At 64.5% G+C, this 25,930-nt stretch carries 23 protein-coding genes; 15 read left to right on the top strand and 8 right to left on the bottom strand.

Annotated features, from left to right (window positions below; translation table 11 throughout):
- Positions 1–19: 19 nt before the first annotated feature.
- From GGD65_RS36595 to pnp, 6 genes are all read left to right on the top strand, one after another.
- Positions 20–703 (top strand): RNA-binding protein, encoded by a 684-nt coding sequence (locus GGD65_RS36595; protein WP_018319417.1) that lies wholly within the window; start codon positions 20–22, stop codon positions 701–703.
- A 69-nt stretch (positions 704–772) separates the two neighbouring features.
- Entirely contained in the window at positions 773–3,481 is a 2,709-nt protein-coding gene (gene infB / locus GGD65_RS36590; RefSeq protein ID WP_018319416.1) for a translation initiation factor IF-2, read from the top strand.
- 155 nt (positions 3,482–3,636) lie between these two features.
- The gene (gene rbfA, locus GGD65_RS36585) at positions 3,637–4,083 is read left to right on the top strand and encodes a 30S ribosome-binding factor RbfA (RefSeq protein WP_018319415.1); all 447 of its coding nucleotides are present in this window, start codon (positions 3,637–3,639) and stop codon (positions 4,081–4,083) included.
- Positions 4,080–5,216 carry a tRNA pseudouridine(55) synthase TruB gene (gene truB / locus GGD65_RS36580; RefSeq protein ID WP_179732627.1) on the top strand — a complete coding sequence of 379 codons (1,137 nt, stop codon included), beginning with the start codon at positions 4,080–4,082 and terminating at the stop codon, positions 5,214–5,216. Before rbfA ends, truB begins: the two co-directional genes overlap by 4 nt.
- A 2-nt stretch (positions 5,217–5,218) precedes the next feature.
- Complete coding sequence (gene rpsO, locus GGD65_RS36575) at positions 5,219–5,488, top strand: 30S ribosomal protein S15 (RefSeq protein WP_008131787.1); 270 nt, start codon at positions 5,219–5,221, stop codon at positions 5,486–5,488.
- A 376-nt stretch (positions 5,489–5,864) separates the two neighbouring features.
- The gene (pnp, locus tag GGD65_RS36570) at positions 5,865–8,027 is read left to right on the top strand and encodes a polyribonucleotide nucleotidyltransferase (protein WP_183238345.1); all 2,163 of its coding nucleotides are present in this window, start codon (positions 5,865–5,867) and stop codon (positions 8,025–8,027) included.
- 225 nt (positions 8,028–8,252) lie between these two features.
- On the opposite strand, the gene katG is transcribed toward pnp, so the two are convergent.
- Complete coding sequence (gene katG, locus GGD65_RS36565; protein ID WP_183238344.1) at positions 8,253–10,418, bottom strand: catalase/peroxidase HPI; 2,166 nt, start codon at positions 10,416–10,418, stop codon at positions 8,253–8,255.
- A gap of 114 nt (positions 10,419–10,532) precedes the next feature.
- Between katG and GGD65_RS36560 the strand changes: the two genes are divergently transcribed.
- The 4 genes from GGD65_RS36560 to GGD65_RS36545 all read left to right on the top strand — a co-directional run bounded on the left by GGD65_RS36560 (position 10,533) and on the right by GGD65_RS36545 (position 13,564).
- Positions 10,533–11,459, top strand: coding sequence for a hydrogen peroxide-inducible genes activator (locus tag GGD65_RS36560; RefSeq protein WP_018323398.1), 927 nt, complete (start codon positions 10,533–10,535; stop codon positions 11,457–11,459).
- Between the two features lie 7 nt (positions 11,460–11,466).
- Positions 11,467–11,922 (top strand): GNAT family N-acetyltransferase, encoded by a 456-nt coding sequence (locus GGD65_RS36555; RefSeq protein WP_183238343.1) that lies wholly within the window; start codon positions 11,467–11,469, stop codon positions 11,920–11,922.
- A 71-nt stretch (positions 11,923–11,993) separates the two neighbouring features.
- Positions 11,994–12,833 (top strand): hypothetical protein, encoded by an 840-nt coding sequence (locus GGD65_RS36550; RefSeq protein ID WP_246783531.1) that lies wholly within the window; start codon positions 11,994–11,996, stop codon positions 12,831–12,833.
- 134 nt (positions 12,834–12,967) lie between these two features.
- Positions 12,968–13,564 (top strand): glutathione S-transferase family protein, encoded by a 597-nt coding sequence (locus GGD65_RS36545; protein ID WP_183238342.1) that lies wholly within the window; start codon positions 12,968–12,970, stop codon positions 13,562–13,564.
- Between the two features lie 117 nt (positions 13,565–13,681).
- Here the strand turns inward: GGD65_RS36545 and fabI are convergent, their stop codons facing one another.
- The 3 genes from fabI to fabA all read right to left on the bottom strand — a co-directional run bounded on the left by fabI (position 13,682) and on the right by fabA (position 16,414).
- On the bottom strand, positions 13,682–14,479 hold the full coding sequence (gene fabI, locus GGD65_RS36540) for an enoyl-ACP reductase FabI (protein WP_018323400.1): 798 nt from the start codon (positions 14,477–14,479) through the stop codon (positions 13,682–13,684).
- Between the two features lie 150 nt (positions 14,480–14,629).
- On the bottom strand, positions 14,630–15,853 hold the full coding sequence (fabB, locus tag GGD65_RS36535; RefSeq protein WP_183238341.1) for a beta-ketoacyl-ACP synthase I: 1,224 nt from the start codon (positions 15,851–15,853) through the stop codon (positions 14,630–14,632).
- 39 nt (positions 15,854–15,892) lie between these two features.
- Positions 15,893–16,414, bottom strand: coding sequence for a bifunctional 3-hydroxydecanoyl-ACP dehydratase/trans-2-decenoyl-ACP isomerase (fabA, locus tag GGD65_RS36530; protein WP_018323402.1), 522 nt, complete (start codon positions 16,412–16,414; stop codon positions 15,893–15,895).
- A 352-nt stretch (positions 16,415–16,766) separates the two neighbouring features.
- Here fabA and irrA point away from each other — a divergent pair, with 352 nt between their 5' ends.
- A complete protein-coding gene (gene irrA / locus GGD65_RS36525) occupies positions 16,767–17,258 on the top strand; it encodes an iron response transcriptional regulator IrrA (protein WP_014490952.1) in 492 nt (163 codons plus the stop codon).
- 139 nt (positions 17,259–17,397) lie between these two features.
- Here the strand turns inward: irrA and GGD65_RS36520 are convergent, their stop codons facing one another.
- Positions 17,398–17,928 carry an SH3 domain-containing protein gene (locus GGD65_RS36520; RefSeq protein ID WP_018323403.1) on the bottom strand — a complete coding sequence of 177 codons (531 nt, stop codon included), beginning with the start codon at positions 17,926–17,928 and terminating at the stop codon, positions 17,398–17,400.
- A gap of 340 nt (positions 17,929–18,268) precedes the next feature.
- Here GGD65_RS36520 and GGD65_RS36515 point away from each other — a divergent pair, with 340 nt between their 5' ends.
- Positions 18,269–19,270 (top strand): D-glycerate dehydrogenase, encoded by a 1,002-nt coding sequence (locus tag GGD65_RS36515; RefSeq protein ID WP_091962243.1) that lies wholly within the window; start codon positions 18,269–18,271, stop codon positions 19,268–19,270.
- A 3-nt stretch (positions 19,271–19,273) separates the two neighbouring features.
- Here GGD65_RS36515 and GGD65_RS36510 read toward each other — a convergent pair whose 3' ends face one another.
- Positions 19,274–20,185 carry a LysR family transcriptional regulator gene (locus tag GGD65_RS36510; protein ID WP_183238340.1) on the bottom strand — a complete coding sequence of 304 codons (912 nt, stop codon included), beginning with the start codon at positions 20,183–20,185 and terminating at the stop codon, positions 19,274–19,276.
- Between the two features lie 118 nt (positions 20,186–20,303).
- Between GGD65_RS36510 and GGD65_RS36505 the strand changes: the two genes are divergently transcribed.
- Positions 20,304–21,311, top strand: a complete 1,008-nt coding sequence (locus GGD65_RS36505) for an aldo/keto reductase (RefSeq protein ID WP_183238339.1) — start codon at positions 20,304–20,306, stop codon at positions 21,309–21,311.
- Between the two features lie 9 nt (positions 21,312–21,320).
- Here the strand turns inward: GGD65_RS36505 and GGD65_RS36500 are convergent, their stop codons facing one another.
- Positions 21,321–22,124: a molybdopterin-synthase adenylyltransferase MoeB gene (locus GGD65_RS36500; RefSeq protein WP_183238338.1), complete on the bottom strand. Its 804-nt coding sequence runs from the start codon at positions 22,122–22,124 to the stop codon at positions 21,321–21,323.
- Between the two features lie 248 nt (positions 22,125–22,372).
- Here GGD65_RS36500 and GGD65_RS36495 point away from each other — a divergent pair, with 248 nt between their 5' ends.
- Both GGD65_RS36495 and GGD65_RS36490 read left to right on the top strand, forming a co-directional pair.
- Positions 22,373–23,731: a peptidoglycan-binding protein gene (locus GGD65_RS36495; RefSeq protein ID WP_183238337.1), complete on the top strand. Its 1,359-nt coding sequence runs from the start codon at positions 22,373–22,375 to the stop codon at positions 23,729–23,731.
- 280 nt (positions 23,732–24,011) lie between these two features.
- Positions 24,012–24,755 (top strand): ParA family protein, encoded by a 744-nt coding sequence (locus GGD65_RS36490; protein ID WP_183238336.1) that lies wholly within the window; start codon positions 24,012–24,014, stop codon positions 24,753–24,755.
- 223 nt (positions 24,756–24,978) lie between these two features.
- Here GGD65_RS36490 and mutM read toward each other — a convergent pair whose 3' ends face one another.
- Complete coding sequence (gene mutM / locus GGD65_RS36485; RefSeq protein ID WP_183238335.1) at positions 24,979–25,878, bottom strand: bifunctional DNA-formamidopyrimidine glycosylase/DNA-(apurinic or apyrimidinic site) lyase; 900 nt, start codon at positions 25,876–25,878, stop codon at positions 24,979–24,981.
- Positions 25,879–25,930: the final 52 nt, after the last annotated feature.

Below are 25,930 nucleotides of genomic sequence, written 5' to 3'. Positions count from 1 at the left end.
AAAGGAGAATGTCGCCCGGATGCTCACCGATACTGACCCCGAACTCGACCATGGCCCGCGGACCGAAAGGTCCGCGACCATGCGGATGTGCGCGGTCAGTCGGCAGGTCCGGCCGATCGACGAGCTGATCCGCTTCGTCATTTCGCCGCAAGGCGACGTAGTTCCAGATCTCAAGCGCAAGCTGCCCGGACGCGGCATGTGGCTCACCGCCTCACGCGGGGTGGTTGCGGAAGCCGTCCGGCGTCACCAATTTAGCAAGGCCTTCAAGCGCGAGCTGCGCATCCCTCAGACGCTTCCTGCCGATATCGAGGCGCTCCTGGTTCGGAGCGTGACGGAAGCCCTTGGGATCGCCGCCAAAGCGGGTCAGGTCGTGGCCGGCTTCGGCAAGGTCGAAAGCGCCCTTCGGGAAGGCACGGCCGGGGTCCTGATCCACGCCAGCGACGGGGCCGCGGACGGAATCCGCAAATTGGACATGCTGGCGCGTCAAAATGCCGGAAATCGCGGCGCCAAGCCGCAGATTCCCGTCGTCACCGCGTTGAAATCGTTAGAATTGGATTTGGCACTGACCCGGTCAAATGTGATACATGCTGCCCTGCTCGCGGGCCCGGCGAGCAAGTCATTCCTGTCACGTAGCCAGATGCTGGTCCGATACCGGATGGCGGACGCTGACAAGACTGCCGAAAAGCCCGGCCAGGATTTCTGAGAGATACGACGACCCGATAGGACGGTGCGGCAACGCACAACACTGATAAATCAGGATTAGGACTGCTGAATGGTTGATACCAAGACCCCTGACGACAAGAAGCTGAGCGTTCCGAGCAAGACGCTATCGCTCAAGCCGCGCGTCGAAACGGGCACTGTCCGCCAGAGCTTCAGCCATGGCCGCAGCAAGCAGGTCGTGGTCGAGAAGCGCGGCAAGCGCCGCATCGACGGCAGTGCCGAACCGCAGGCCCCCACGGTCGTCGCGAAGCCGGCGCCGGCCGCGCCAACTCCGACGCCCGCTCCGTCGCGCCCCGCGCCGCCGCGCAACGCCGGATCCGGCGTGGTGCTGCGTACGCTGACCGAGGACGAACGTTCCGCCCGCGCCAGCGCGCTGGCCGATGCCAAGGTGCGCGAAGTCGAAGAGCGCCGCCAGGCCGAGGAAGAGGCCCAGCGCCGCGCTGTTCGCGAAGCCGCTGAACGCGTCGAGCGCGAAGCTGCCGAATCCCGCCGCAAGGCCGAGGAAGAGCGTCACCGTCACGAGGACGAAGCCAAGCGCAAGGCAGAGACCGAGGCCAAGAAGCGTTTTGGCGAAGGCGAGCAGCCGGCATCTGCGCCGCGCCCCGCAGCCGCCGCCCCGGCCACTCCGGCGCCGCGCCCCGGCGCCCCCGCCGCGCGCCCCGGCACCACCACGGCACGCCCGGGAACATCGACCGCGCGCCCCGGAACGACCACAGCGAGACCGGCAGGAGGCCCGTTGGGCCGCGCTCCGGCGGTTGCTGCCGGCCCGGACGAGGACGATGGTCCGCGCCAGATCCGCCGCGGTCCCGGCGGCGCCGCGCGTCCCGTGGTAGCCCCCAAGCCCACCCACAAGCCCGGCCCGCAGAAGGAGCGCGGCCGCCTGACCGTCGTCACCGCGCTCAATGCCGACGAAGTCCGCGAGCGTTCGATCGCCTCGTTCCGCCGGCGCACCCAGCGCCTGAAGGGCCACGCCTCGAACGAGCCGAAGGAGAAGCTCATCCGCGAGGTGGTCATTCCGGAAGCGATCACGATCCAGGAACTCGCCAACCGCATGGCCGAGCGCGCGGTCGACGTCATCCGCATGCTGATGAAGCAGGGCGCGATGCACAAGATCACCGACGTGATCGACGCCGACACCGCGCAGCTCATTGCCGAAGAGCTCGGCCACACCGTCAAGCGCGTTGCTGCGTCCGACGTTGAAGAGGGTCTGTTCGACGCCACCGACGATTCGACCGACACCGAGACCCGTTCGCCCGTGGTGACCGTCATGGGTCACGTCGACCACGGCAAGACTTCGCTGCTCGACGCGCTCCGTCATGCCAACGTCGTCTCCGGCGAAGCCGGCGGCATCACCCAGCATATCGGCGCCTATCAGGTGCTGTCGCCCGAAAGCGGCAAGAAGATCACCTTCATCGACACGCCCGGCCACGCCGCGTTCACCGCGATGCGCGCCCGCGGCGCCAAGGTGACCGACATCGTCGTGCTGGTGGTTGCGGCCGATGACGGCGTCATGCCGCAGACGATCGAAGCCATCAACCACGCCAAGGCGGCGCGGGTGCCGATCATCGTTGCCATCAACAAGATCGACAAGCCCGATGCCAAGCCCGAGCGCGTGCGCACCGAGCTGCTCCAGCACGAGGTGCAGGTGGAATCCTTCGGCGGCGAAGTCGTCGACGTCGAAGTGTCCGCCAAGAACAAGACCAATCTCGACAAGCTGCTCGAGATGATCGCGCTCCAGGCCGATATCCTCGACCTCAAGACCAATTCGGAACGGCCGGCCGAGGGCACCGTGATCGAGGCCAAGCTCGATCGCGGCCGCGGTCCGGTCGCGACCGTGCTGGTCCAGCGCGGCACGCTCCGGGTCGGCGACATCATCGTCGCAGGCGCCGAGATGGGCCGCGTCCGCGCGCTGATCTCGGATCAGGGCGAGACCGTGCAGGAAGCAGGTCCCTCGGTGCCGGTCGAAGTGCTCGGCTTCAACGGTCCGCCGGAAGCCGGCGATCGTCTCGCCGTGGTCGAGAACGAAGCCCGCGCCCGCCAGGTCACCAGCTACCGTGCGCACCAGAAGCGCGAGAACGCGGCTGCCTCGATCTCCGGCATGCGCGGCTCGCTCGAGCAGATGATGTCGCAATTGAAGACCGCGGGCCGCAAGGAATTCCCGCTGATCATCAAGGCCGACGTGCAGGGCTCGCTGGAAGCGATCCTCGGCTCGCTGGAGAAGCTCGGCACCGACGAAGTCGCAGCCCGCATCCTGCATGCCGGCGTCGGCGGCATCTCGGAATCCGACGTGACGCTGGCCGAAGGCTTCAACGCCGCGATCATCGGCTTCTCGGTTCGTGCCAACAAGGAGGCCGCTGCGGCGGCCAAGCGCAACGGCATCGAGATCCGCTACTACAACATCATCTACGACCTTGTGGACGACGTGAAGAAGGCGATGAGCGGCCTGCTCGCGCCGACCTTGCGCGAAACCATGCTCGGCAATGCCTCCATCCTGGAGATCTTCAACATCTCCAAGGTCGGCAAGGTCGCCGGCTGCCGCGTCACCGACGGCACCGTGGAACGCGGCGCCAATGTGCGCCTGATCCGCGACAACGTCGTCGTGCACGAAGGCAAGCTGTCGACGCTGAAGCGCTTCAAGGACGAAGTGAAGGAAGTCCAGTCCGGTCAGGAATGCGGCATGGCCTTCGAGAACTACCACGACATGCGCGCAGGCGATGTCATCGAGTGTTATCGCGTGGAGACGATCCAGCGCTCCCTGTAAGTCCAAATCTTACCGAAGCGACTGGATCTTTTTGAGCTGAAATTGCGGGAGTGCGATGGCCGGATTTATTCCGGCCATCGCACCGCATTCGTTTCAACAGGACAAATGACAATGCTCGTGTCCCAAACGCGGGCATGACGAGGTGATTTTCGAGAATGCCACGCCATCATCAGAAAAAAAATTCCGCACCCGGCGGAGGCTCGCAACGTCAGTTGCGCGTCGGCGAGCAGGTTCGCCACGCGATGGCCGATATTCTGGCGCAAGGCAATGTGCATGATGCGGATCTCGAAGGTCACATCATCACCGTGCCGGAGGTGCGGATGTCGCCCGACCTGAAGCTCGCGACAGTCTATGTGATGCCGCTCGGTGGCCACGACACCGCGGTCGTCATTGCTGCGCTCGAACGCAACAAGAAGTTTCTGCGCGGCGAGGTCGCGCGGCGCGTTAACCTGAAATTTGCACCTGATCTTCGTTTCCGCGTCGACGAACGATTCGACGAAGCGGAACGGATCGAGAAGCTTTTGCGAACACCTGCGGTTCAGAAGGACCTCGAACAGGATTTGGAACAGGATCCGGAGACGGATCGGGAAGAAGAACGATGACCATGGACCCGGCTCACGACACGATCAGCGGCGAACAGGCCGATCAGCGCGACGTGCAGAAAAATAATTTTGCGGACGACAATTTTGCGGACCTGGGCGGCAATTCCCGGCCGCATCAGGAGCCGCGCCGCGTCAACAACGATCCGCGCGCCAATGCCAAGCAGAAGGGCAACCAGGTTCGCCGCGACCGGCGTGACGTCCATGGCTGGGTCGTGCTCGACAAGCCGATCGGCATGACCTCGACGCAGGCGGTCGCGGTGCTGAAGCGCCTGTTCAACGCCAAGCGCGCCGGACACGCCGGCACGCTCGATCCGCTCGCCTCGGGCGGGCTGCCGATTGCGCTCGGGGAAGCCACCAAGACCGTTCCCTTCGTCATGGACGGCCGCAAGCGCTACCAGTTCACGGTGTGCTGGGGCGAGGAGCGTGACACCGACGACATCGAGGGCCGGGTGACCGCGACCTCGGACCAGCGTCCGACCCGCGAGGCCATCCTGGCCCTGTTGCCCCGCTTCACCGGGGTGATCGAGCAGATCCCGCCGCGTTATTCCGCGATCAAGGTCCAGGGCGAGCGCGCCTACGACCTCGCCCGCGATGGCGAGGTCGTAGAGCTGGCTCCCCGCCCGGTCGAGATTCACCAATTAACCCTTGTGGATCAACCGGATAACGACCGGGCCGTGTTCGAGGCCGAATGCGGCAAGGGCACCTATGTCCGGGCGCTGGCCCGTGATATGGGCCGGATTCTCGGCACTTTCGGCCATATCTGCGCGCTCAGGCGGACCCTGGTCGGCCCATTTGGCGAAAACGACATGATTCCGCTGGATCAGCTGGAGGCTTTGTGCGATAGAGCCGCGTCCGGCGAGGGTAGCCTCGCCGACGCGCTTATGCCCGTTGAGACCGCGCTGGACGACATCCCGGCACTGGCCGTCACTCGGGCTGATGCGGCAAGGCTCCATCGGGGTCAGGCCGTTTTGTTGCGCGGACGGGATGCGCCCACTTGTAGCGGCACAGTCTATGTCACGGTGGCAGGCCGTCTTCTCGCGCTTGCTGAAGTCGGCAATGGCGAAATCATCCCCAAGCGTGTGTTCAACCTGACCGGCCTGACTGCCAGCCCCGGTCGCAACGAGAGAAATTGACGATGTCGATTGCCGCAGAACGCAAAGCGGAAGTCATCAAGACGAATGCCAACAAGGCCGGCGACACCGGCTCGCCCGAGGTTCAGGTCGCGATCCTGTCGGAACGCATCAACAACCTCACCAACCATTTCAAGACCCACGTGAAGGACAACCATTCGCGTCGCGGCCTCTTGAAGCTGGTCTCGACCCGCCGCTCGCTGCTCGACTACCTCAAGAAGCGGGACGAGGCGCGTTACAAGGCGCTGCTCGAGAAGCACAACATTCGCCGTTAAGAGTTCTTGCGCGCGCCAACGGCGCGCGTTTTCGCACGTGGTTTCGAACGAAAGCGCTTATTTTAAGCTTTTTGATCGAGGTTGCGCGCACGTCGGAGACGGATCGTTGATGATTCGCATCCGGGGCACGATCAGCGAAGACCGCGATTCGGTGTTCGCATTCGTGCCGACTGACAGTCCAGCAGCAATCCGGCGGCTGGGCACAACGGGCAAGGCGCCCGTATGACCCGAAAGGATGGACGCCATCCGAAATCCAAAAACCATGGCAGGATCGCAGGACGCTGATCACCCGCTTCGATCAGCGCCCCGCAATCTTGCGCATGGTTTTTGTTTTTCGAGCCGTCCTTCTTTCGAGAACCCATGAAAGAAGACATCTATGTTCAATAAGCATTCGGTCGAGATCGACTGGGGTGGACGCACTCTCAAGCTGGAAACCGGCAAGATCGCCCGTCAGGCCGACGGCGCCGTCGTCGCCACCTATGGCGAGACCGTGGTGCTCGCCACCGTCGTCGCGGCCAAGGCGCCGCGCGAAGGCGTCGACTTCCTGCCTCTGACCGTCGACTACCAGGAGAAGACCTACGCTGCGGGCCGCATTCCCGGCGGCTATTTCAAGCGCGAGGGACGTCCGACCGAGAAGGAGACGCTGGTCTCCCGCCTGATCGACCGTCCGATCCGTCCGCTGTTCGTCGACGGCTGGCGCAACGAGACCCAGGTGATCGCCACCGTGCTGTCGCACGACATGGAAAACGACCCTGACATCGTCGCACTGGTGGCTTCGTCCGCTGCGCTGACGCTGTCCGGCGCGCCCTTCAAGGGCCCGATCGGCGCCGCCCGCGTCGGCTTCGCCAATGACGAATTCATCCTCAACCCGACGCTCGACGAGATGGTCGACACCCAGCTCGACCTCGTCGTCGCCGGCACCGCCGACGCCGTGCTGATGGTGGAATCGGAAGCCAAGGAACTGAACGAAGACATCATGCTCGGCGCCGTGATGTTCGGTCACCGCCACTTCCAGCCGGTGATCAACGCGATCATCGAGCTCGCCGAGAAGGCGGCCAAGGAGCCGCGCGAAGTCACCGTCATCGACAATTCGGCGCTCGAGAAGGAAATGCTCGGCCTGGTCGAGCAGGAGCTGCGCGCCGCCTACGCCATTCCGGTCAAGCAGGATCGCTACGCTGCGGTCGGCAAGGTCAAGGAAAAGGTGACCGCCCACTACTTCCCGGAAGGGCAGGAGCCGAAATACGACAAGCTGCGCATCGCCGGCGTGTTCAAGGAGCTCGAAGCCAAGATCGTTCGCTGGAACATCCTCGACACCGGCAAGCGCATCGACGGTCGCGACAGCAAGACCGTGCGCAATATCGTCGCCGAAGTCGGCGTGCTGCCCCGCGCTCACGGTTCGGCGCTGTTCACCCGCGGCGAGACCCAGGCAATGGTCGTGACCACGCTGGGCACCGGCGAGGACGAGCAGTACATCGACGCGCTGTCGGGAACGTACAAAGAGACGTTCCTGCTGCACTACAACTTCCCTCCCTACTCGGTCGGTGAGACCGGTCGCCTCGGCGGCACCAAGCGTCGCGAGATCGGCCACGGCAAGCTGGCCTGGCGCGCGATCCACCCGGTGCTGCCGCCGCATCACGAATTCCCCTACACCACGCGCGTGGTGTCGGAGATCACCGAGTCGAACGGCTCGTCCTCGATGGCTTCGGTCTGCGGCGCTTCGCTCGCGCTGATGGATGCCGGCGTGCCGTTGAAGCGGCCGACCGCGGGCATCGCGATGGGCCTGATCCTCGAAGACAAGCGCTTCGCGGTCCTCTCGGACATCCTCGGTGACGAGGACCATCTCGGCGACATGGACTTCAAGGTCGCCGGTACCGAGCAAGGCATCACCTCGCTCCAGATGGACATCAAGATCGAGGGCATCACCGAAGAGATCATGAAGGTCGCGCTCGCCCAGGCCAAGGATGGACGTATCCACATCCTCGGCGAGATGGCCAAGGCGCTCACCAACGCCCGTGCCGAGCTCGGCGAATACGCGCCGCGCATCGAGACCTTCAAGATCGCCACCGACAAGATCCGCGAAGTGATCGGCACCGGCGGCAAGGTGATCCGCGAGATCGTCGAGAAGACCGGCGCCAAGGTCAACATCGAGGACGACGGCACCGTGAAGGTCGCCTCCAGCGATGGCGAGGCGATGAAGGCCGCGATCAAGTGGATCAAGTCGATCGCCTCCGATCCGGAAGTCGGCCAGATCTATGACGGCACCGTCGTCAAGGTGATGGAGTTCGGCGCCTTCGTGAACTTCTTCGGCTCCAAGGATGGTCTCGTCCACATCAGCCAGCTCGCGTCGGCGCGCGTGCAGAAGACCTCCGACGTCGTCAAGGAAGGCGACAAGGTCAAGGTCAAGCTGCTCGGCTTCGACGATCGCGGCAAGACCCGCCTGTCGATGAAGGTGGTCGATCAGACCACCGGCGAGGACCTCGAGGGCAAGGACAAGGGCGGCGAGGGCGAGAAGGCCCCGCGCGAAGCAGCCGGCGAGTAAGCCTCGCTACACTGCAGAAAACGAAAGGGCGGCCGAAAGGCCGCCCTTTTGTTTGTGCCGCTCCGGGCGAGATGCGCCCCCTCTGCCGCTTGCAGGGGAGGGTTGGGTGGCAGTGCTTCCGTAAGGAGAATCCCAACGACGAGAGAGCCCCCACCCGCGCCTTCGGCGCGACCTCCCCCGCAAGCGGGAGAGGTTGCACCGAGCCCGAGGTGAGATCAGCCGACCTCAGCCCACGATGTCGTAGCGGTCGAGGTTCATCACCTTGGTCCAGGCCTTGGCGAAGTCCTTTACGAACTTCTCCTTGGAGTCCGAGGTGGCATAGACCTCGGCGAAGGCGCGGAGCTGGGAGTGCGCACCGAAGATCAGGTCGGCGCGCGTGCCAGTCCACTTCACCGCGTTGGTCTTGCGGTCGCGGGCCTCGTAGCTGCCGTCGGCCACCGGCGTCCACTGCGCACTCATGTCGAGCAGATTGACGAAGAAGTCGTTGCTGAGCGTGCCCACCTTCGAAGTGAGAATGCCATGCTTCGAACCGTTCGCATTGGCGCCGAGCACGCGCAGACCACCGAGCAGGACCGTCATTTCCGGACCGGTGAGCCTGAGCAGCTGGGCGCGATCGACGAGGGCTTCTTCCTGCTGCAGGAACTGATGCTTCTTGCCGACATAGTTGCGGAAGCCATCGGCCCGCGGCTCGAGCGGCGCGAAGGACTCAGCATCGGTCTGCTCCTGCGAAGCATCCATGCGGCCCGGCGTGAAGCCGACCTTCACGTCGACGCCGGCATCCCTGGCGGCCTTCTCGACCGCGGCGGTACCGCCGAGCACGATGAGGTCCGCGAGCGAGACCTTCTTCGCGCCTGAAGACGCGTTGAAGTCCTTCTGGATCGCTTCGAGCTTGCCGAGAACCTTGGAGAGCTGAGCCGGCTGGTTCACCTCCCAATCCTTCTGCGGGGCAAGGCGGATGCGTGCGCCGTTGGCGCCGCCGCGCTTGTCCGAGCCGCGGAACGTCGAGGCCGACGCCCACGCGGTCGAGACCAGCTCGGAGACCGACAGACCCGACGCCAGGATCTTGGTCTTCAGCGCAGCGATGTCCTGCTCGCTGACCAGCTCGTGATTCACGGCCGGAATCGGATCCTGCCAGATCAGCGTCTCCTTCGGCACCAGCGGGCCGAGATAGCGCTGGATCGGCCCCATGTCGCGATGGGTGAGCTTGAACCAGGCGCGGGCAAAGGCGTCCGCGAACTGATCCGGGTTCTCCAGGAAGCGACGCGAGATCTTCTCGTAGGCCGGATCGAAGCGCAGCGAGAGGTCGGTGGTCAGCATCGTCGGCCGATGCTTCTTCGACTTGTCGAAGGCATCGGGAATGATCGCGTCGGCGCCCTTGGCGGTCCACTGGTTCGCACCGCCCGGGCTCTTCGTCAGCTCCCATTCGAAATTGAAGAGGTTCTCGAAGAAGTTGTTGCTCCACTTGGTCGGCGTCGCCGTCCAGGTGACTTCGAGACCGCTGGTGATGGAATCACCGGCGAGGCCCGAAGCGTGCTTGCTCTTCCAGCCGAGGCCTTGATCCTCGAGCGCGCCCGCTTCCGGCTCCGGACCGACCAGCGAAGGATCGCCGGCGCCGTGTGTCTTGCCGAAGGAATGGCCGCCGGCGATCAGTGCGACGGTCTCTTCGTCGTTCATCGCCATGCGGGCGAAGGTCTCGCGGATGTCCTTGGCCGCAGCGACCGGATCCGGCTTGCCGTTCGGGCCTTCCGGATTGACGTAGATGAGGCCCATCTGCACCGCGCCGAGCGGCTCGGCGAGCTGGCGTTCGCCGCTGTAGCGCTCATCACCAAGCCACGTGCCCTCGGGACCCCAATAGAGCTCTTCCGGCTCCCAGACGTCGGCGCGGCCGCCGGCAAAGCCGAAGGTCTTGAAGCCCATCGATTCCAGCGCGACGTTGCCGGCGAGAACCATCAGGTCGGCCCAGGAGAGCTTGCGGCCGTATTTCTGCTTGATCGGCCACAGCAGCCGGCGCGCCTTGTCGAGGTTGGCGTTGTCGGGCCAGCTGTTGAGCGGCGCGAAACGCTGCTGGCCGGCACCGGCGCCGCCACGGCCGTCGGTGATGCGGTAGGTGCCTGCGCTGTGCCAAGCCATGCGGATCATGAGACCGCCATAGTGACCGAAATCGGCGGGCCACCACTCCTGCGAGTCCGTCATCAGCGCGGTCAGGTCCTTGACCACCGCCTTAAGGTCGAGCGTCTTGAATTCCTTGGCATAGTCGAATTCGTCGCCCATCGGATCGGATAGGCCGGAATTCTTGTGCAGCATCTCGATGCTGAGCTGAGTTGGCCACCAATCGCGGTTCGCTGGCACGCGTTTTCCACCCGAAAACGGGCACTTCGAAGTGTCGTCCATGAATACCTCCTCTGGTGGCGTCGAACTCGCGCCTTTGACCAGGTAGAACCACTCTAAGCGTCGCGTCCTATCAGGTAAAGTTGACTTTAATGATCGCTGCGATAGGATTTTCTGATGATAAACCTGACGCTGCGCCAGCTCCGGTATTTCGACGCCTTGGCGCGCCACGGGCATTTCGGCCGCGCGGCCGAGTCCTGCTCCATCTCGCAACCGGCCTTGTCGATGCAGATCAAGGAGTTGGAGGAGACGCTCGGCGGCCTGCTGCTGGAGCGCAGCGCCCGGCAGGTGGCGCTGACGCGGTTCGGCGAGGAGCTCGCGCAACGCGTCCGCGACATTTTGCGCTCGGTCGATGAGCTCGGCGATTTCGCCCGCGCCTCGCAGGACCGCTTCGCCGGCCGCCTGCGCATCGGCATGATCCCGACGATCGCGCCCTATCTGCTGCCCACGATCACCAAGAATCTCACGCGCATGCATCCGGAGCTCGACATCCGTGTGCGCGAGACCATGACGCCGCGATTGATCCAGGAGTTGGTGGAAGGGCGGCTCGACACCGCCATCGTGGCGCTGCCGGTGTCCGAGCCTTCGCTCACCGAGGTCGCCCTGTTCGAGGAGAAATTCCTGCTGGTCCGGCCGAGCGCGGATGAGGGGACCCCGGCACCGTCGCGCGAGATGATGCGCGAGATGCGGCTGTTGCTGCTCGAAGAGGGGCACTGCTTCCGCGATCAGGCGCTGTCGTTTTGCAACATGCAGTCGGCGCCGCCGCGCGAGATGCTGGATGCCAATTCGCTGTCGACGCTGGTCCAGATGGTCAGCGCCGGCATCGGGGTCACATTGATCCCGGAGATGGCGGTGCCGGTGGAAACGCGATCGGCCTCGGTCTCGCTCGCGCGCTTCCGCGACCCGCAGCCATCCCGCACCATCGGCATGGTCTGGCGCAAGACCAGCCCGCTGGCGCGGCAGCTGCTGCAAATCTCCGAAGTGGTGTGCCTGTCGGCCGGCAAGGTGCGCGCACGCCCACCTGTACGCAACCAGCGGGCCTGAGGCTCCAATGCCGCAACCGATCATCCGCCTCGCCCGCGCCGACGAATATGACGAGGTCGGCCGCGTCTGGATGGAGAGCTGGGTCTCGACCGGGTTCGGCGAGGCCAGCGACTTTCTGCTCGCCAATCTCCGCGCCCGCATCCGACGCGAGATCGAGAACGGCTGGAGCCTGTTCGTCGCCGATGATCGCGGCACGATCGCCGCCATGCTGGCGCTGCATGTGCCAAAACTCTATCTGGATATGCTTTTCGTTGGACCCGCCTATCAGGGGCAGTCGCTCGGGCGAAAGCTGCTCGCCTTCACCCGCACGCAGATGCCGGATGAGATGTATCTGCGCTGCGTGCGCGAGAACGAAAAAGCCTGGCGCTGGTACGAGCGCGAAGGCTTTGTGTTCGAGAAAGAGGAGATCGAGCCGTCGAACGGGTTCATGATGAAATATTACCGGTGGCAGAAGACGTCATAGGTTCTGCTTGCGGAGGCGCCCCGCACGCTCTAGTTTGCAGATTACATCTCAGCAACTTCCGCTCCCGAGTGATGTTACGCAATCTCGCCGTCGCCGCCCTGTTCGCGTCGCTTTGTGCATCGACCGGATGGGCCCAGTCTCCCTCCGCTCCACCAACTGCCACACCCCCGGCAACAGCCAAGCCTGTTGCAAGAAAGGCTGCGCCGAAGGCCAAGCAGCCGGCAGCGAACAAACCGCAAGCGGTGGACGTCGGCCCCTGCAAGCTCGGCGTAATCTCCGTGATCGGGGAGCGCTACTCCGTCCAGAAGTTCGGGCTGACCATCTTCGAGAACGAGGAGGCCGAAGTTCCTATCGACTGGGGTCTCGACGATCTCGTGTTTGCGCGCGTGAAAGCGGCAACAGGCGGCGATCCCGGTGTTCGCAGGATCGCCTACCCCAAGGGTGCCTTCGAACCGTTCTATCATCCGAAATCGCGATTCATTCCGGATCCCAACGAACGCCTGCCAGCGATCGTGCGTGGCATCACGCCGAACGTGAGCTGCGATCGCTATCTGGTTGCGACGACGTACAAGGGAGAATTGCCGGGCAGCCGCATGATGTTGAACGGAATCGGCACATTCAACCAAGGGCTCGGAAATCTGATCCGGCATTCGCATTTGTTCGCGAACATCTCGATCAACCTGATCGACGGCCGGAGCTACGAGGAGATCAAGCGCCCCTTTGTAAATTTCGGCGCGAACTTCGCCGCAAGTATGCGACTGACCGAAGACCCGCTTAACAAGCTCGACAATGACCAGTTCCCCAACCCGCCCGCGACCGCTTCGAGCAGCGCGATCCTGCGCGAGAGAACGCGGGCGCTCATCACCGACAGGCTCGATCGGGGGCTTCCCGGTTATCTGAAGCAAGACTGACACGCACTCATTCGCGTCGACCAAGATGTTGACGACCGAACGCTGCATCGGACCAACCGTAGTGCGTTGCGATTTCGAAGCAGACACGCGATGAATAGCCTCGCCCGCCTCACGCCGATGGAAGGTTCCGCGCCATGATCAAGCTCTATTGGTCGCCCCGCTCGCGCTCGTTCACGACGCTCTGGCTGATGGAAGAGAGCGGCCTTGCCTATGAACGCGAGCTGACCGACATCTCGACCGGCGCGCAGAAGGCGCCGGACTATCTGAAGATCAATCCGATGGGCAAGGTGCCCGCGCTCAGCGACGGCGACGCCGCACTCGGCGAGGCCGCCGCGATCTGCGCCTACATTGCCGACCGCTATCCCGAGACCAAGCTGGCGCCTGCCGTAACCGATCCGCGCCGCGCGCGCTATCTGCAATGGCTGTTCTTCTCGCCGGGCTGCATCGAGCCCGCCATCATCCAGATCTTCACCAAGATCGAGATCCCGACCTCGACCGCAGCCTGGGGCAGCGCGACGCAGGTGTTCGACGTGCTGGAGGCTGCGCTTGCCAAGGGGCCGTGGATTCTCGGCGAGGAGTTTTCGGCCGCCGACATCACGATCGGCTCGGGCCTGAATTACGCGGTGCGCCTGTTCAAGATGGTGCCGTCGCGGCCCGCCTTCGATGCCTATATCGCGCGCTGCATGGCACGTCCCGCGTTCCAGCGCGCGGAGAAGATCGCGGCGGGTTAGCCGAACTCTCGTAGGGTGGGCAAAGCGTAGCGTGCCCACGTCTTCTATCTATGACGACCGCTGAGAGATCGTGGGCACGTCGCTTGCGCGCCTTTGCCCACCCTACGGCAGCGTCGTCTATTCCGCCTTCAAATCGTCAGGCCGCGGCATCAGGACGATGTTGTAGCCGGAATCGACATAGTGGATCTCGCCGGTCACGCCGCCGGAGAGATCCGACAGCAGATACAGCGCCGAGCCGCCGAGCTCGTCGAGCGTGACGCCGCGGCGGAGCGGCGAATGCTTCTGCATGAAGGCGAACATCGCGCGCGCCTCGCCGATGCCGGAGCCCGCGAGTGTGCGGATGGGGCCCGCGGAGATCGCGTTGACGCGGATGCCGCGCGGTCCGAAATCGGAGGCGAGATAGCGCACGGAGGCTTCCAGCGCCGCCTTGGCCACGCCCATCACATTGTAGTTCGGCATCGCGCGCTCGGAGGCGCCGAAGGTCAGCGTGATCATGCTGCCGCCCTCGGTCATCAGCTCGGCGGCGCGCTTTGCGACCTCCGTGAACGAGAAGCAGGAGATCACCATGGTGCGTGAAAAGTTCTCGCGGCTGGTGTCGGCGTAGCGGCCCTTCAGCTCGTTCTTGTCGGCAAAGCCGATCGCGTGGATGACGAAATCGAGCTTGCCCCATTTTTCACGGAGCGCATCGAAGGTCGCATCGACGCTGGCGATGTCCTCGACGTCGCACGGCAGCACGAGGTCGACACCGAGCTGCTCCGCCAGCGGCTTGACGCGCTTGCCCAAGGCTTCGCCCTGAAAGGTGAAGGCAAGCTCGGCGCCGTGGGCATGCAGCGTCTTCGCCATGCCCCAGGCGATCGAATGATCATTGGCGATGCCCATGATCAGACCGCGCTTGCCTTTCATCAGACCTTCCATTGTCGTTCCCATTATCCCGAGGTCATCGCCCGCCTTGTGCGCGCTGCGCACTGGGGCGGGCGATCCAGTATTCCAGTGACGGTCATGATCGATCGAGAAGCCGCGGCGTACTGGATGCCCCGCTTTCGCGGGGCATGACAGGGTCGGTGATCACACATCCAGCCGGCTGAACACCAGCGTGGCGTTGGTGCCGCCGAAGCCGAAGGAGTTCGACAGCACGGTGCCGATCTTGGCGTTGTCGATGCGCTTGCGCACGATCGGCATGTCGGCGAACACGGGATCGAGCTCCTGGATATGTGCGCTCTCGCAGATGAAGCCGTTATTCATCATCAGCAGCGAGTAGATCGCCTCCTGCACGCCGGTGGCGCCCAGCGAGTGGCCGGTCAGCGCCTTGGTCGCCGAGATCGGCGGGCACTTCTCGCCACTTCCGAACACGCGGCGGAGCGCATCGATCTCCGGCGGATCGCCGGCCGGGGTCGAGGTCGCGTGCGGATTGATGTAGTCGACCTTGGTCTTCACCGTCGACATCGCCATGCGCATGCAGCGCTCGGCGCCTTCGCCCGAGGGCGCGACCATGTCGTAGCCGTCCGAGGTCGCGCCGTAGCCGACGATCTCGCCGTAGATGCGGGCGCCGCGCGCCTTGGCATGTTCGAGCTCTTCCAGCACCAGCACGCCGGCACCGCCGGCGATGACGAAGCCGTCGCGGTTGACGTCGTAGGGCCGCGAGGCGATGGCGGGCGTGTCGTTGTATTTCGAGGACATCGCGCCCATGGCGTCGAACAGCACGGAGAGCGACCAGTCCAGCTCCTCGCAGCCGCCGGCGAAGATGACGTCCTGCTTGCCGATCTGGATCGTCTCATAGGCATTGCCGACGCAATGGTTCGACGTCGCGCAGGCCGACGAGATCGAATAGTTCACGCCCTTGATCTTGAACCAGGTCGCAAGCGTCGCGGAGGCCGTGGACGACATCGCCTTCGGCACTGCGAAAGGTCCGACGCGCTTCGGTCCCTTGGTGCGGGTGATGTCGGCGGATTCGACGATGGTGCGGGCGGAGGGGCCGCCGGAGCCCATGATGATGCCGGTGCGGATGTTGGAGACTTCGTCAGGCGACAGACCGGAGTCCTGGATCGCCTGCTCCATCGCGACGTGATTCCACGCCGCGCCCTGACCGAGGAAACGCATCGCGCGGCGGTCGACCACCGTCGCGGGATCGAGCGACGGCGCGCCCGCTACCTGCGAACGGAAGCCGAGCTCGGCATATTTCTCAGCCCGCGAAATGCCCGACTTCGCCTCGTGAAGGCTCGCAAGCACTTCCTGGGTGTTGTTTCCGATCGACGAGACGATGCCCATCCCGGTGACCACAACCCGCCTCATGACAGCCTCGCCTCAATCGTTGTTGTCTTGGTGATGCGCTCAGCCCAGGCTCGTGCCCTGCTTGAACAGGCCGACCTTCAAGTCCTTGGCGCGATAAATAATCTGGTCATCGACCGAAAGCCACCCGTCGGCGATACCGAGCACCAGCTTTGAACGCATCACGCGTTTGATATCGACGTTGTACACAACCTTGCGGGCCTCGGGCAGCACCTGGCCGCTGAACTTCAGCTCGTTCAGGCCAAGCGCGCGACCACGACCTTCACCCCCGGTCCAACCCAGGTAAAAGCCGACCATTTGCCAAAGCGCGTCGAGGCCGAGGCAGCCGGGCATCACCGGATCGTTCTTGAAGTGGCAGCCGAAGAACCAGAGGTCGGGCTTCACGTCGAGCTCGGCGCGCACCAGCCCCTTGCCGAACTCGCCGCCATTGTCGTTGATGTCAGTGATGCGGTCGAACATCAGCATCGGCGGCAACGGCAGCTGGGCATTGCCCGGGCCGAACATCTCGCCGCGGCCACAGGCCAGCAGATCTTCGTATTCGTAACCGTTGCGCCTGTTCAGCATGCAGAGCCTCTGTTTGAATTCCGATTGAGCGGCGCTTTTTGGCGAAAATGGGCCCCGTCTCGGTCGGAGAGCAACGCCAATTGCCACTGTCAGGCGCTGCGTCCGCATGCCCCGGATGGACTGCGGACCGGGCCTCGATGCCCGGCTGCGCCAAAATCGGCTAAGCGGAACCGCGCGCTCTCTAACACAGGCCATTTCGGGTAGCAAAGTGCATCCATGAAGGTAAAATGACGCGATACCGGGCCGGTTCCAAGCCTTATTAGAACCTCTCTAGTTGCGAGAAACTTGCATCTGCATCTTTCTGTTCTTATATTGCTGAGAGATATTGTTCACGCGTGCCCGAAATCTGGAAATGAGCGAGAATACTGCGCCCCATCACGACGACGACGTCCACTCCGCGGCCCTGCTGTCCGGCCGCCAGCCGGCTCTCACCGGCTGCCCCTGGCACGACGTCAACGAAATGCTCCAGTCCGCCGGGCTCCGTCCGACGCGTCAGCGCATGGCACTGGGCTGGCTGTTGTTCGGCAAAGGTGCTCGCCACCTCACGGCTGAAATGCTCTACGAGGAAGCGACGCTCGCCAAGGTTCCGGTGTCGCTGGCGACGGTCTACAACACGCTGAACCAGCTCACCGATGCCGGCCTGCTCCGCCAGGTCAGTGTCGACGGCACCAAGACCTATTTCGACACCAACGTCACCACCCACCATCACTACTACCTCGAGAACAGCCATGAGCTGGTCGACATCGAGGATCCGCATCTGGCGCTGTCCAAGATGCCGGAAGTGCCGGAGGGTTACGAGATCGCGCGCATCGACATGGTCGTGCGCCTGCGCAAGAAGCGCTGAACCTCACAACTCTATTGTCGTCCCGGCGAACGCCGGGACCCACCGCGTGATTCCTCAATGAGGCACGCCGGTTGACGTCTCCCAAAACAATTGAACCCTGTGGTTATGGGCCCCGGCGTTCGCCGGGACGACAGCAGCGTCAGTTCACCTGCTCGTCCGAATACACGCCCCAGAGGCGCTCCTGCTGGATCCAGCCGTCAAAACCGTTGCCGGTGACGCGGCACCAGTTTGCAGCGCACTTCTTTACCTGCGTGACGACGCCGGCCTGGAGTCTTGCTGCAACCGCGCTGTCGAGATCGGCGCGATCGTAGATCGGGGCGAGGTCGTCCTTGTGCTTCATGGTGACGACCGCGGTGCGGCGGCCCGACAGCAGCGAGTGATAGACCCAGCCCTCGGCGCCTTCGGAATCGCGCACCCGGCGCCAATTCTCGAACTCGGCGGTAATTTCCACCGGCAGGCCCGAACGGGTGTAGACCCAGGCCACGTCATTGTCCTTGGTCGGGCCGGCACGGACGTTCACGTGATCCGATTTGAGGCTGACATAGCGCGGCACCGGCAGGCCGCTGGCGGTCTGGGGCGTGGTGTCCTTGGCCGAATGCGAGGGGCCGACCGAAGCGCTCAACCAGGTGCAAACGAGCGCCATTACCGAACAAAAACGCCCCAACGCCATCAACCCGTCTCCTGTCGAAGACCCGGCCCGAGCCCGGTCCTCACCCAAATTCCAAAACCTGCCGCGCAATCCCCTGACCCGCCCCACGCGGGTGTTCCCCAAACCGGGCTCCTTGAAGCCTTGACCCGTGGTTCTTGTCTTGGCCCGGCCTTCTGCTAGAGAGGACGGGCACTTGAACAACCAGTTTGCCCCGATTTTCCGGCCGGAAATATCGGGAGAGCTTGAAGGAAACGCCGGGGACGGACACGGCAAGGGCAGTGTCGAACAACCGGGTTAATGAGACCTCAACGACCGGCCTTTGGCGACAGAGGCGGCTTGCGACGCCTCATGAGAGCAGGACATGTCGGTGAAGAAAAAGCCCCTCGTCGTGGTGACGCGCAAGCTGCCGGATTCGATCGAGACGCGGATGCGCGAATTGTTCGACGCGCGGATCAATCTCGAGGACACGCCGATGTCCGCCGACCAGATCGCGGAAGCCGCACGCACCGCCGACGTGCTGGTTCCGACCGTCACCGACCATATCAGCGCCGACATCATCAACCAGCCCGACTGCAAGCTGCGGCTGATCGCCAATTTCGGCAACGGCGTCGATAATATCGACGTCGAGGCCGCGCATGCCCGCGGCATCACCGTCACCAACACGCCGAAGGTCCTGACCGAGGACACGGCCGACATGACCATGGCGTTGATCCTCGCCGTGCCCAGGCGGATGATCGAAGGCGCCTCGATCCTGACCGAAGGAAAGCCTTGGCCGGGCTGGTCGCCGACCTGGATGCTCGGTCATCGCATCGGCGGCAAGCGCCTCGGCATCATCGGCATGGGCCGCATCGGCCAGGCGGTGGCGCGCCGCGCCCGCGCCTTCGGCCTGCAGATCCACTATCACAACCGCCGTCCCGTCGCGCCGAAGATCGCCGAAGAGCTTGGCGCGACCTATTGGGAAAGCCTCGACCAAATGCTGGCGCGGATGGACATCATCTCGGTGAACTGTCCGCACACGCCGGCGACCTATCATTTGCTCTCGGCGCGGCGGCTGAAGCTGATCCGCAAGGACGCCTATATCGTCAACACCGCGCGCGGCGAGGTGACCGACGAGGACACGCTGATCAAGCTGATCGAAGGCGGCGAGATCGGTGGCGCCGGGCTCGACGTCTACGAGCACGAGCCCGCGGTCAACCCCAAGCTGGTGCGGCTCGCCAAGGCTGGCAAGGTGGCGCTGCTGCCGCATATGGGCTCGGCCACGATCGAAGGCCGCGTCGAGATGGGCGAGAAGGTGATCATCAACATCCGCACCTTCCTCGACGCCCACAAGCCGCCGGATCGCGTGCTGCCGAGCATGCTCTGAGGTTTATTTCCCGCGCGTCTCGCGCTTGCGCCAGTCGGCGACGAAATCGATGAAGGCGCGCAGCGCGGGCGGCGTCTGGCGCCGGCTCGGGTAATACAGGAACGGGCCGGGAAACGGCTCGCACCAATCTTCCATCAGGCTGACCAGCGCGCCGGACTTCACGGCATCGCCGACATAACCGTCGATCGTTGCCCAGACGCCCACACCATCGAGCGCGGCTCGCAGGGCAAGGGTCATGTTCGTGGAGATCAGCTTTGCCGGCGGATCGACCCTCACGATCTGGCCGGCCTTCTCGAACTCCCAATCGTGCATGACGCCGCTCGAATACCGGGCGCGGATGCAATCATGCTCGAGCAAATCCTTCGGATGCTTCGGCTCGCCGCGGCGCGCGACATAATCGGGCGAGGCGACGACGACATAGTGCTGCGGACCGCTCAGCGGGATCGCCACCATGTCCTGCGCGAGATGCTCACCATAACGCACGCCGGCATCGTAGCCCCCGCTCACGATATCGACGAAACCGCTTTCGGACACGACGTCGAGATCGACCTGCGGATGCGCTGCGAGGAACGGGCCGACCATCGGCGCCAGCACGAGATCGACCGCCGGGGGCGGCGCGTTGATGCGCAGGCGGCCGGAAGCCACCTCGCGCAGGCCCCGCACCTCCGCCAGGGCATCGCCGACGTCGCGCAGCGCAGGTGCCACCCGCGACAGCAGCAGCTCGCCCGCCTCGGTCAAGGCGACACTGCGGGTGGTGCGGTTCATCAGGCGGACGCCAAGGCGCTCCTCGAGGTCGCGTAGGCGCTGGCTAAGGCTCGACACCGACACGCGAATCTCGATCGCCGCCCGCCGGAAATTGCGGGTGCGGGCGACCGCAACGAAGACGTCGAGATCGCGCAGATCGGGCTCAGTCATTGTTCGTTAGAATGAACAAGCCATTCGGTATTGTCCAGCTTATCGGCGCAATGGACCAGGTGCATATCCAGCCCGTCATGCGGCGCAATCAGCCTGCCGCCTTTCGAGGAGAGCCATCATGGAACAGCACAAACTCGGTTCAACCGGCCCCCGCGTCTCTGCCCTTGGTCTCGGCTGCATGGCCATGTCGGACGCCTATGGCCCGGCCGATCGCGGCGAGAGCATCGCCACGATCCACGCGGCGCTCGACGCCGGTATCACGCTGCTCGACACCGGCGATTTCTACGCCATGGGTCACAATGAAATGCTGATCCGCGATGCGCTGAAGGAAGTGGCGCGCGACAGGGTGCAGATCAGCGTCAAGTTCGGCGCGCTACGCGGCCCTGCCGGTGAATTCACTGGCATGGATTGCCGCCCGGCCGCGATCCGGAATTTCCTCGCCTATTCGCTGCAGCGGCTCGGCACCGACTATATCGATATCTACCGCCCGGCACGGCTCGACCCCAACGTCCCCATTGAAGAGACCATCGGCGGCCTCGCCGATCTCGTGAAGGCTGGCTACATCAGGCATATCGGCCTGTCCGAGGTCGGCTCCGACACCATCCGCCGCGCGCATGCCGTGCATCCGATCGTCGATCTCCAGATCGAATATTCGCTGATCGAGCGCGGCATCGAGCGCGACATTCTCAAGACCTGCCGCGAGCTCGGCATTGGCATCACCGCCTATGGCGTGCTGGCGCGCGGCCTGATCAGCGGCCATTGGTCGAAGGATTCGGGCACGGCCGGCAAGGACTACCGGCTGATGACGCCGCGCTTCCAGGGCGCAAATCTCGACGCCAATCTCGTGCTGGTGGAGTCCCTGCGTGCCATCGCCGGCGAAATCGGCGCAACGCCGGCGCAGGTCGCAATCGCCTGGGTCGCGGCGCAGGGAAAAGAGATCGTGCCGCTGGTCGGCGCCAAGACCCGCACCCGTCTCGTCGAAGCGCTTGGCGCGACCCGGGTCACGCTGACATCGGCGCATCTTGCGGCGCTGGCCAAGGCGTTTCCGCCGGATGTCGCCTCGGGCACGCGTTACACCGCCGAGCAGATGGCCCATCTCGATAGCGAGAAGCCGGCCACGGCGTAACGCAGCCCATCACGTGCGATGGGCGCTGAGGTCGGTGACCACGGGCCCGTCGCCGTTGAGCGGATTGGCCGGATCGCGCGAATAGCGCAGCGTCTCGAAGCGCATCGCGCGCGCATCGATCATCAGGAGGCGGCCAACGAGGCCGTCGCCGAAACCGACGATCTCGCGGATCGCTTCCATCGCCATCATCGACCCCAGCACGCCCGCCAGCGCACCCATGACGCCGGCTTCCGCGCAGGCGGGAACGGTGCCCGGCGGCGGCGCCTCCGGAAACAGGCAGCGATAGGTCGGATTGAATTCGCCCTGCTCGTTGGTCTCGTGCGCGCGGATGGTGGTGAGCGAGCCGTCGAAGGTGCCGAGCGCGGCCGTGATCAACGGCCGCTTCGCGAAGAAGCAGGCGTCCGAGACCAGATAGCGTGTCGAGAAATTATCGGAGCCGTCGAGCACGAGGTCGTAGTCGCCGATCAGGCTGAGCGCATTGTCCGCATTCAGCCAGGTGGCGTGGCCGACGAAGCGAACATGCGGATTGAGCGCCGCAATCCGCTCGGCGGCGCTCTCGACCTTGTGCCGGCCGATATCGGGCGTGGCGTGGATCACCTGGCGCTGCAGATTGGACAACGACACCACGTCGTCATCGACCACGCCGAGCGTGCCGATGCCGGCGGCGGCCAGATACATCAGCGCCGGCGCGCCGAGCCCGCCGGCGCCGATCACCAGCGCAGAGGCGCGCTTCAGCGCCGCCTGGCCCGGTCCGCCGACGTCGCGCAGCACGATATGGCGGGCATAGCGTTCCAGTTCGTCCGGGCTCAGCATCGTCGTACGCCTCTCCTACCAAGCCGTCGCTCTCACTCCTCATGGGGAGGAAGCGCAAAGCGCCGTCTCGAACCATACAGGCCCCGATCTCGCCGCGGCCATCCTTCGAGACGCGGCCTTGAGGCCGCTCCTCAGGATGAGGACCTGTGTACGCGGCTCGACCTTAGGCCTGAACCACCGCAACATTGTTCGCGACCAACGAGATGTGCTTCAATGGCATTGCGTTCAATGGGCTGGTTGGATTTGTCATGAGATCGATGCTTGCGGCAACCTTGATGTTTGCGGCTGCCACAGGCGCGCACGCCCAGATGACGACGCCGCAGATCCCCGGTACCAAGCCGAAGCTGGTCCAGACCGTGCCGATCCGGCCTCCGGCAACGCAGACGCCATCGGCGACGGCGGATGCGATGGCGCAAGCGGAGCGGCTGTCGCTGCAATCCGACCTCGCCTGGGTCGGCCAGTACAACGGCGCCATCACCGGCGACGTCAGCGCGCGCCTGGTCAACGCCATCAAGGAATACCAGAAGGCCAAGGGCGGCAAGCCGACCGGCGTGCTCAATCCGCAGGAGCGCGCCGCGCTGGCCGAGACGGCGCGAAAGAAGCAGGACGGCGTCGGCTGGAAGATCGTGACGGAGCCGACCAGCGGCGCCCGGCTCGGCATCCCCTCGAAACTGGTGCCGCAGCGGGCGAGCGACGCCAACGGCTCGAAATGGACCTCGCCGACCGGAACCGTTCAGGTGCTGCTCAGCCGCCGCAAGGAGGCGAACCCGACCGCGGCAAAACTCGCGGAGCTGGAGAAGGAGCCGTCCGGGCGCAAGGTCGACTACACCGTGGTGAAGCCCGATTTCTTCGTGCTCTCGGGATTGCAGGGCCTGAAGAAGTTTTACATCCGCGGCACCTTTAGAGGTGACGAGGTCCGCACCATGACGATCCTCTACGACCAGGCGACCGAGAACACGGTCGAGCCGGTCGTGATCGCGATGTCGAGCGCGTTCAACGCGTTTCCGTCCGGACCGCAAGCCGGGCCGCCGCCGCGCAAGACCGTCGAATACGGCACCGGTCTCGTCGTCAGCGATGACGGCGCGATCGTCACCGACCGGCTCGTCACCGACGGCTGCCTCGCCATCACGATCGCCGGCTATGGCAGCGCCGATCGCCTCGCCGAGGACAAGGAGCGCGGTCTTGCACTGCTGCATATCTACGGCGCGCGCGGCCTGAAGCCATTCAGCCTCGCTGGCGGCGCGGCCAAGACGAACGTGGATGTCGTCGGCATCGCCGATCCGCAGAGCCAGGGCGGTGCGGCGAGTGTCTCGACCGTCAAGGGCGCACTCGCACCGGTCACGAGCAGCGAGTCCGCACTGTCGCCTCCCCCGGCGGTGGGATTTTCCGGTGGTCCGGCGATCGATGGCGACGGCAAGTTCGCCGGCATTGCGTTGTTGAAGCCGACCATGGTGGCAGGACCCGCGACATCGGTGCCGGCCTCGCAGGCCGTGATGGTGTCCGCGGACGCCGTGCGCGATTTCCTGAAGGCGAAACAGGTCACGGTGAACGGTACGTCGACGGACGCAAAGGCCGCCGTCGTGCGCGTGATCTGCGTGCGGAAGTAGGTTTAACGCCAACTCTCGTGTCCCGGACGCGGTGCGGCGCGTAGTGGACACGAGTTCAACTGAGCCGCGAGCATCATCACACGTACGACTACTGGTCCAGTAATGGTACGGATTAGCTGGCCATCCCCATTCCGCCATCATCGTTACTGTTGATTCGGACCTCCGCGATCCCCCTTTGGATCGGGCCGGCACGTCCTGAGCGAGAAGGCTCAGCATCGAGATCGATGCACGTTCGCGTGGCGTATTCCTGACCCAAGCATTCCAAAGGATTGATCTTCAAATGCACACGATCGTACTGGCCACCCAAAAGGGTGGCAGCGGCAAGAGCACGCTCGCCATCGGCCTCGCGCTCGCGGCCAAGCAGGCCGGCTTCACCGTCCGCCTGATCGAGACCGACCCGCAGGGCACCCTGTCGAACTGGCAGCGCCGCCGCACCGCCGATGATCTCGTCGTCGAGCCGATCTATCATGCCGCCGACATCGAGCCGCGCCAGAAGATGCTGGCTGACAGCGGCCTGCAGCTGGCGATCGTCGACACCGCCGCCGGCCTCAGCGCCGCGACCACCGCTGCGATCCGCCATTCCGATCTCTGCCTGATCCCGGCCCGCCCGAGCGTCGCCGACATCGAGGCGACCGTCTCGACGCTCAGCGTCGCACGCGCCTGGAAGCGGCCCTACAGCTTCGTGCTCAACCAGACGCCGATCCGCGGCCAGCGCATCGACAACGCCGCCAACACCCTCGCCGAGGAAGCCGCGCTCGATCTCACTGAAGTTCTCGCGCGCCCGCTGATCGTGATGCGCAACGATCATCAGGACTCGCTCGCGAGCGGCCTTGCCGTGAGCGAATTCGCGCCGAACGGCAAGTCGGCGGACGAGATCCGCGGCCTGTGGCGCTGGATCGAAACCCGGCTCGAGCTCAGCGCCACGACCAATGTCCCGATCGATCAGGTGATGTCGGCTACCGACGGCATGCTGCATGTCGTCGCCGATCTTTCGGCGGACGAGACCACGACACTGGCGTCCTGAGCGGGGCATCGCTCTGACGGCAGTCGGCCCTTCATCATCCGGAAGGGCCCCAGCGACGAAGCGATCCGGCCACCAGCCCGGCCGGATTGCTTCGCTTCGCGGTTTTATAGACGTTCGATCTTCGCGTCGTAGCCCGGATGGAGCGCAGCGCAATCCGGGGAGTCTCTCCGCGGTCACGCTGGACCCGGATTTCGCTGCGCTCCATCCGGGCTACGGGGCTACGTCATCTCTGACACTTCTGGCACCAGAAGGTGGAGCGTCCGTTCTGCGTGAACCGCTTGACGGTGCCACCGCAGCCCGGCGTCCTGCATTTCTCGCCTTCGCGGTCGTAGACCTTGAACGAATGCTGGAAATAGCCGAGCTCGCCCGAGGTCTGGCGATGATCGCGCAAGGACGAGCCGCCGGCCTTGATGGCGTCGTTCAGCACCGTGTGGATCGCACTCACCAATCGTTTCGCATGATCGGTCGGCTCGCCGCCGCCAACGCCCTTGCGGCCCTTGGTCGCGAGCGTCGCCGCGATCCGGCGCGGCGACAGATGCGAGCGATGCAGGGCTTCGCAGACATAGATGTTGCCGAGTCCCGCCACCACGCGCTGGTCGAGCAGCGCGGCCTTCAGGCTGGTGGTCTTGCCTTCGCAGGACCGCGCCAGCATCGCGGCGTCGAATTCGTTGCCGAGCGGCTCGGGGCCGAGGTCGCGCAGCAGCGGCTCCTCCTCGAGTGCGTTACGTGCGATCACTTTCATGTAACCGAAGCGGCGCGGGTCGTTGAAGACGATGTCGGCGCCGGAAGACATCCGAAACAGTACATGGTCGTGCGTGGAGTCCTTACCCCTCGGATAGTGAAACTCGCCGGGAGCTGCCTCGTTGTCCGGCTTGATGACGCGGAACGAGCCCGACATGCCCAGATGCATCAAGAGCACATCGCCTGAGGCGAGATCGGCAATGAGATATTTTGCACGGCGGCCCAGCCCCGTGACGACCTGCCCCTGGAGCCGGGCCACGAAATCCGGCTGGAACGGAAAGCGCAGGTCCGGCCGGCGGGCCTCCGCCACCAGGATTTTCGCACCCTCCATCACAGGCTGAAGGCCGCGGCGGACGGTCTCGACTTCGGGCAATTCAGGCATGGTCAGGCATTCACCTTATGAAGGCGGTGTGATAGCGCCATTGCGGCGGGCG

This window comes from Bradyrhizobium sp. CIR18 (assembly GCF_014198295.1).
Taxonomy (GTDB): Bacteria; Pseudomonadota; Alphaproteobacteria; order Rhizobiales; family Xanthobacteraceae; genus Bradyrhizobium.
Note: the sequence above shows the minus strand (reverse complement) of the source record. Positions and strands in the feature narration are given on the sequence as shown.

Bases quoted from the DNA above. Each gene is read 5' to 3' on its own strand.
- GGD65_RS36595 (WP_018319417.1), top strand. From the start codon at position 20: ATGCTCACCGATACTGACCCCGAACTCGACCATGGCCCGCGGACCGAA.
- GGD65_RS36560 (WP_018323398.1), top strand. From the start codon at position 10,533: ATGATAAACCTGACGCTGCGCCAGCTCCGGTATTTCGACGCCTTGGCG.
- fabB (WP_183238341.1), bottom strand. From the start codon at position 15,853: ATGAGGCGGGTTGTGGTCACCGGGATGGGCATCGTCTCGTCGATCGGA.
- GGD65_RS36550 (WP_246783531.1), top strand. From the start codon at position 11,994: ATGTTACGCAATCTCGCCGTCGCCGCCCTGTTCGCGTCGCTTTGTGCA.
- GGD65_RS36520 (WP_018323403.1), bottom strand. From the start codon at position 17,928: ATGGCGTTGGGGCGTTTTTGTTCGGTAATGGCGCTCGTTTGCACCTGG.
- GGD65_RS36490 (WP_183238336.1), top strand. From the start codon at position 24,012: ATGCACACGATCGTACTGGCCACCCAAAAGGGTGGCAGCGGCAAGAGC.
- fabI (WP_018323400.1), bottom strand. From the start codon at position 14,479: ATGGAAGGTCTGATGAAAGGCAAGCGCGGTCTGATCATGGGCATCGCC.
- rpsO (WP_008131787.1), top strand. From the start codon at position 5,219: ATGTCGATTGCCGCAGAACGCAAAGCGGAAGTCATCAAGACGAATGCC.
- infB (WP_018319416.1), top strand. From the start codon at position 773: ATGGTTGATACCAAGACCCCTGACGACAAGAAGCTGAGCGTTCCGAGC.
- GGD65_RS36545 (WP_183238342.1), top strand. From the start codon at position 12,968: ATGATCAAGCTCTATTGGTCGCCCCGCTCGCGCTCGTTCACGACGCTC.
- GGD65_RS36505 (WP_183238339.1), top strand. From the start codon at position 20,304: ATGGAACAGCACAAACTCGGTTCAACCGGCCCCCGCGTCTCTGCCCTT.
- truB (WP_179732627.1), top strand. From the start codon at position 4,080: ATGACCATGGACCCGGCTCACGACACGATCAGCGGCGAACAGGCCGAT.
- katG (WP_183238344.1), bottom strand. From the start codon at position 10,418: ATGGACGACACTTCGAAGTGCCCGTTTTCGGGTGGAAAACGCGTGCCA.
- GGD65_RS36515 (WP_091962243.1), top strand. From the start codon at position 18,269: ATGTCGGTGAAGAAAAAGCCCCTCGTCGTGGTGACGCGCAAGCTGCCG.
- pnp (WP_183238345.1), top strand. From the start codon at position 5,865: ATGTTCAATAAGCATTCGGTCGAGATCGACTGGGGTGGACGCACTCTC.
- irrA (WP_014490952.1), top strand. From the start codon at position 16,767: ATGAGCGAGAATACTGCGCCCCATCACGACGACGACGTCCACTCCGCG.
- mutM (WP_183238335.1), bottom strand. From the start codon at position 25,878: ATGCCTGAATTGCCCGAAGTCGAGACCGTCCGCCGCGGCCTTCAGCCT.
- GGD65_RS36510 (WP_183238340.1), bottom strand. From the start codon at position 20,185: ATGACTGAGCCCGATCTGCGCGATCTCGACGTCTTCGTTGCGGTCGCC.
- rbfA (WP_018319415.1), top strand. From the start codon at position 3,637: ATGCCACGCCATCATCAGAAAAAAAATTCCGCACCCGGCGGAGGCTCG.
- GGD65_RS36555 (WP_183238343.1), top strand. From the start codon at position 11,467: ATGCCGCAACCGATCATCCGCCTCGCCCGCGCCGACGAATATGACGAG.
- GGD65_RS36500 (WP_183238338.1), bottom strand. From the start codon at position 22,124: ATGCTGAGCCCGGACGAACTGGAACGCTATGCCCGCCATATCGTGCTG.
- GGD65_RS36495 (WP_183238337.1), top strand. From the start codon at position 22,373: ATGAGATCGATGCTTGCGGCAACCTTGATGTTTGCGGCTGCCACAGGC.
- fabA (WP_018323402.1), bottom strand. From the start codon at position 16,414: ATGCTGAACAGGCGCAACGGTTACGAATACGAAGATCTGCTGGCCTGT.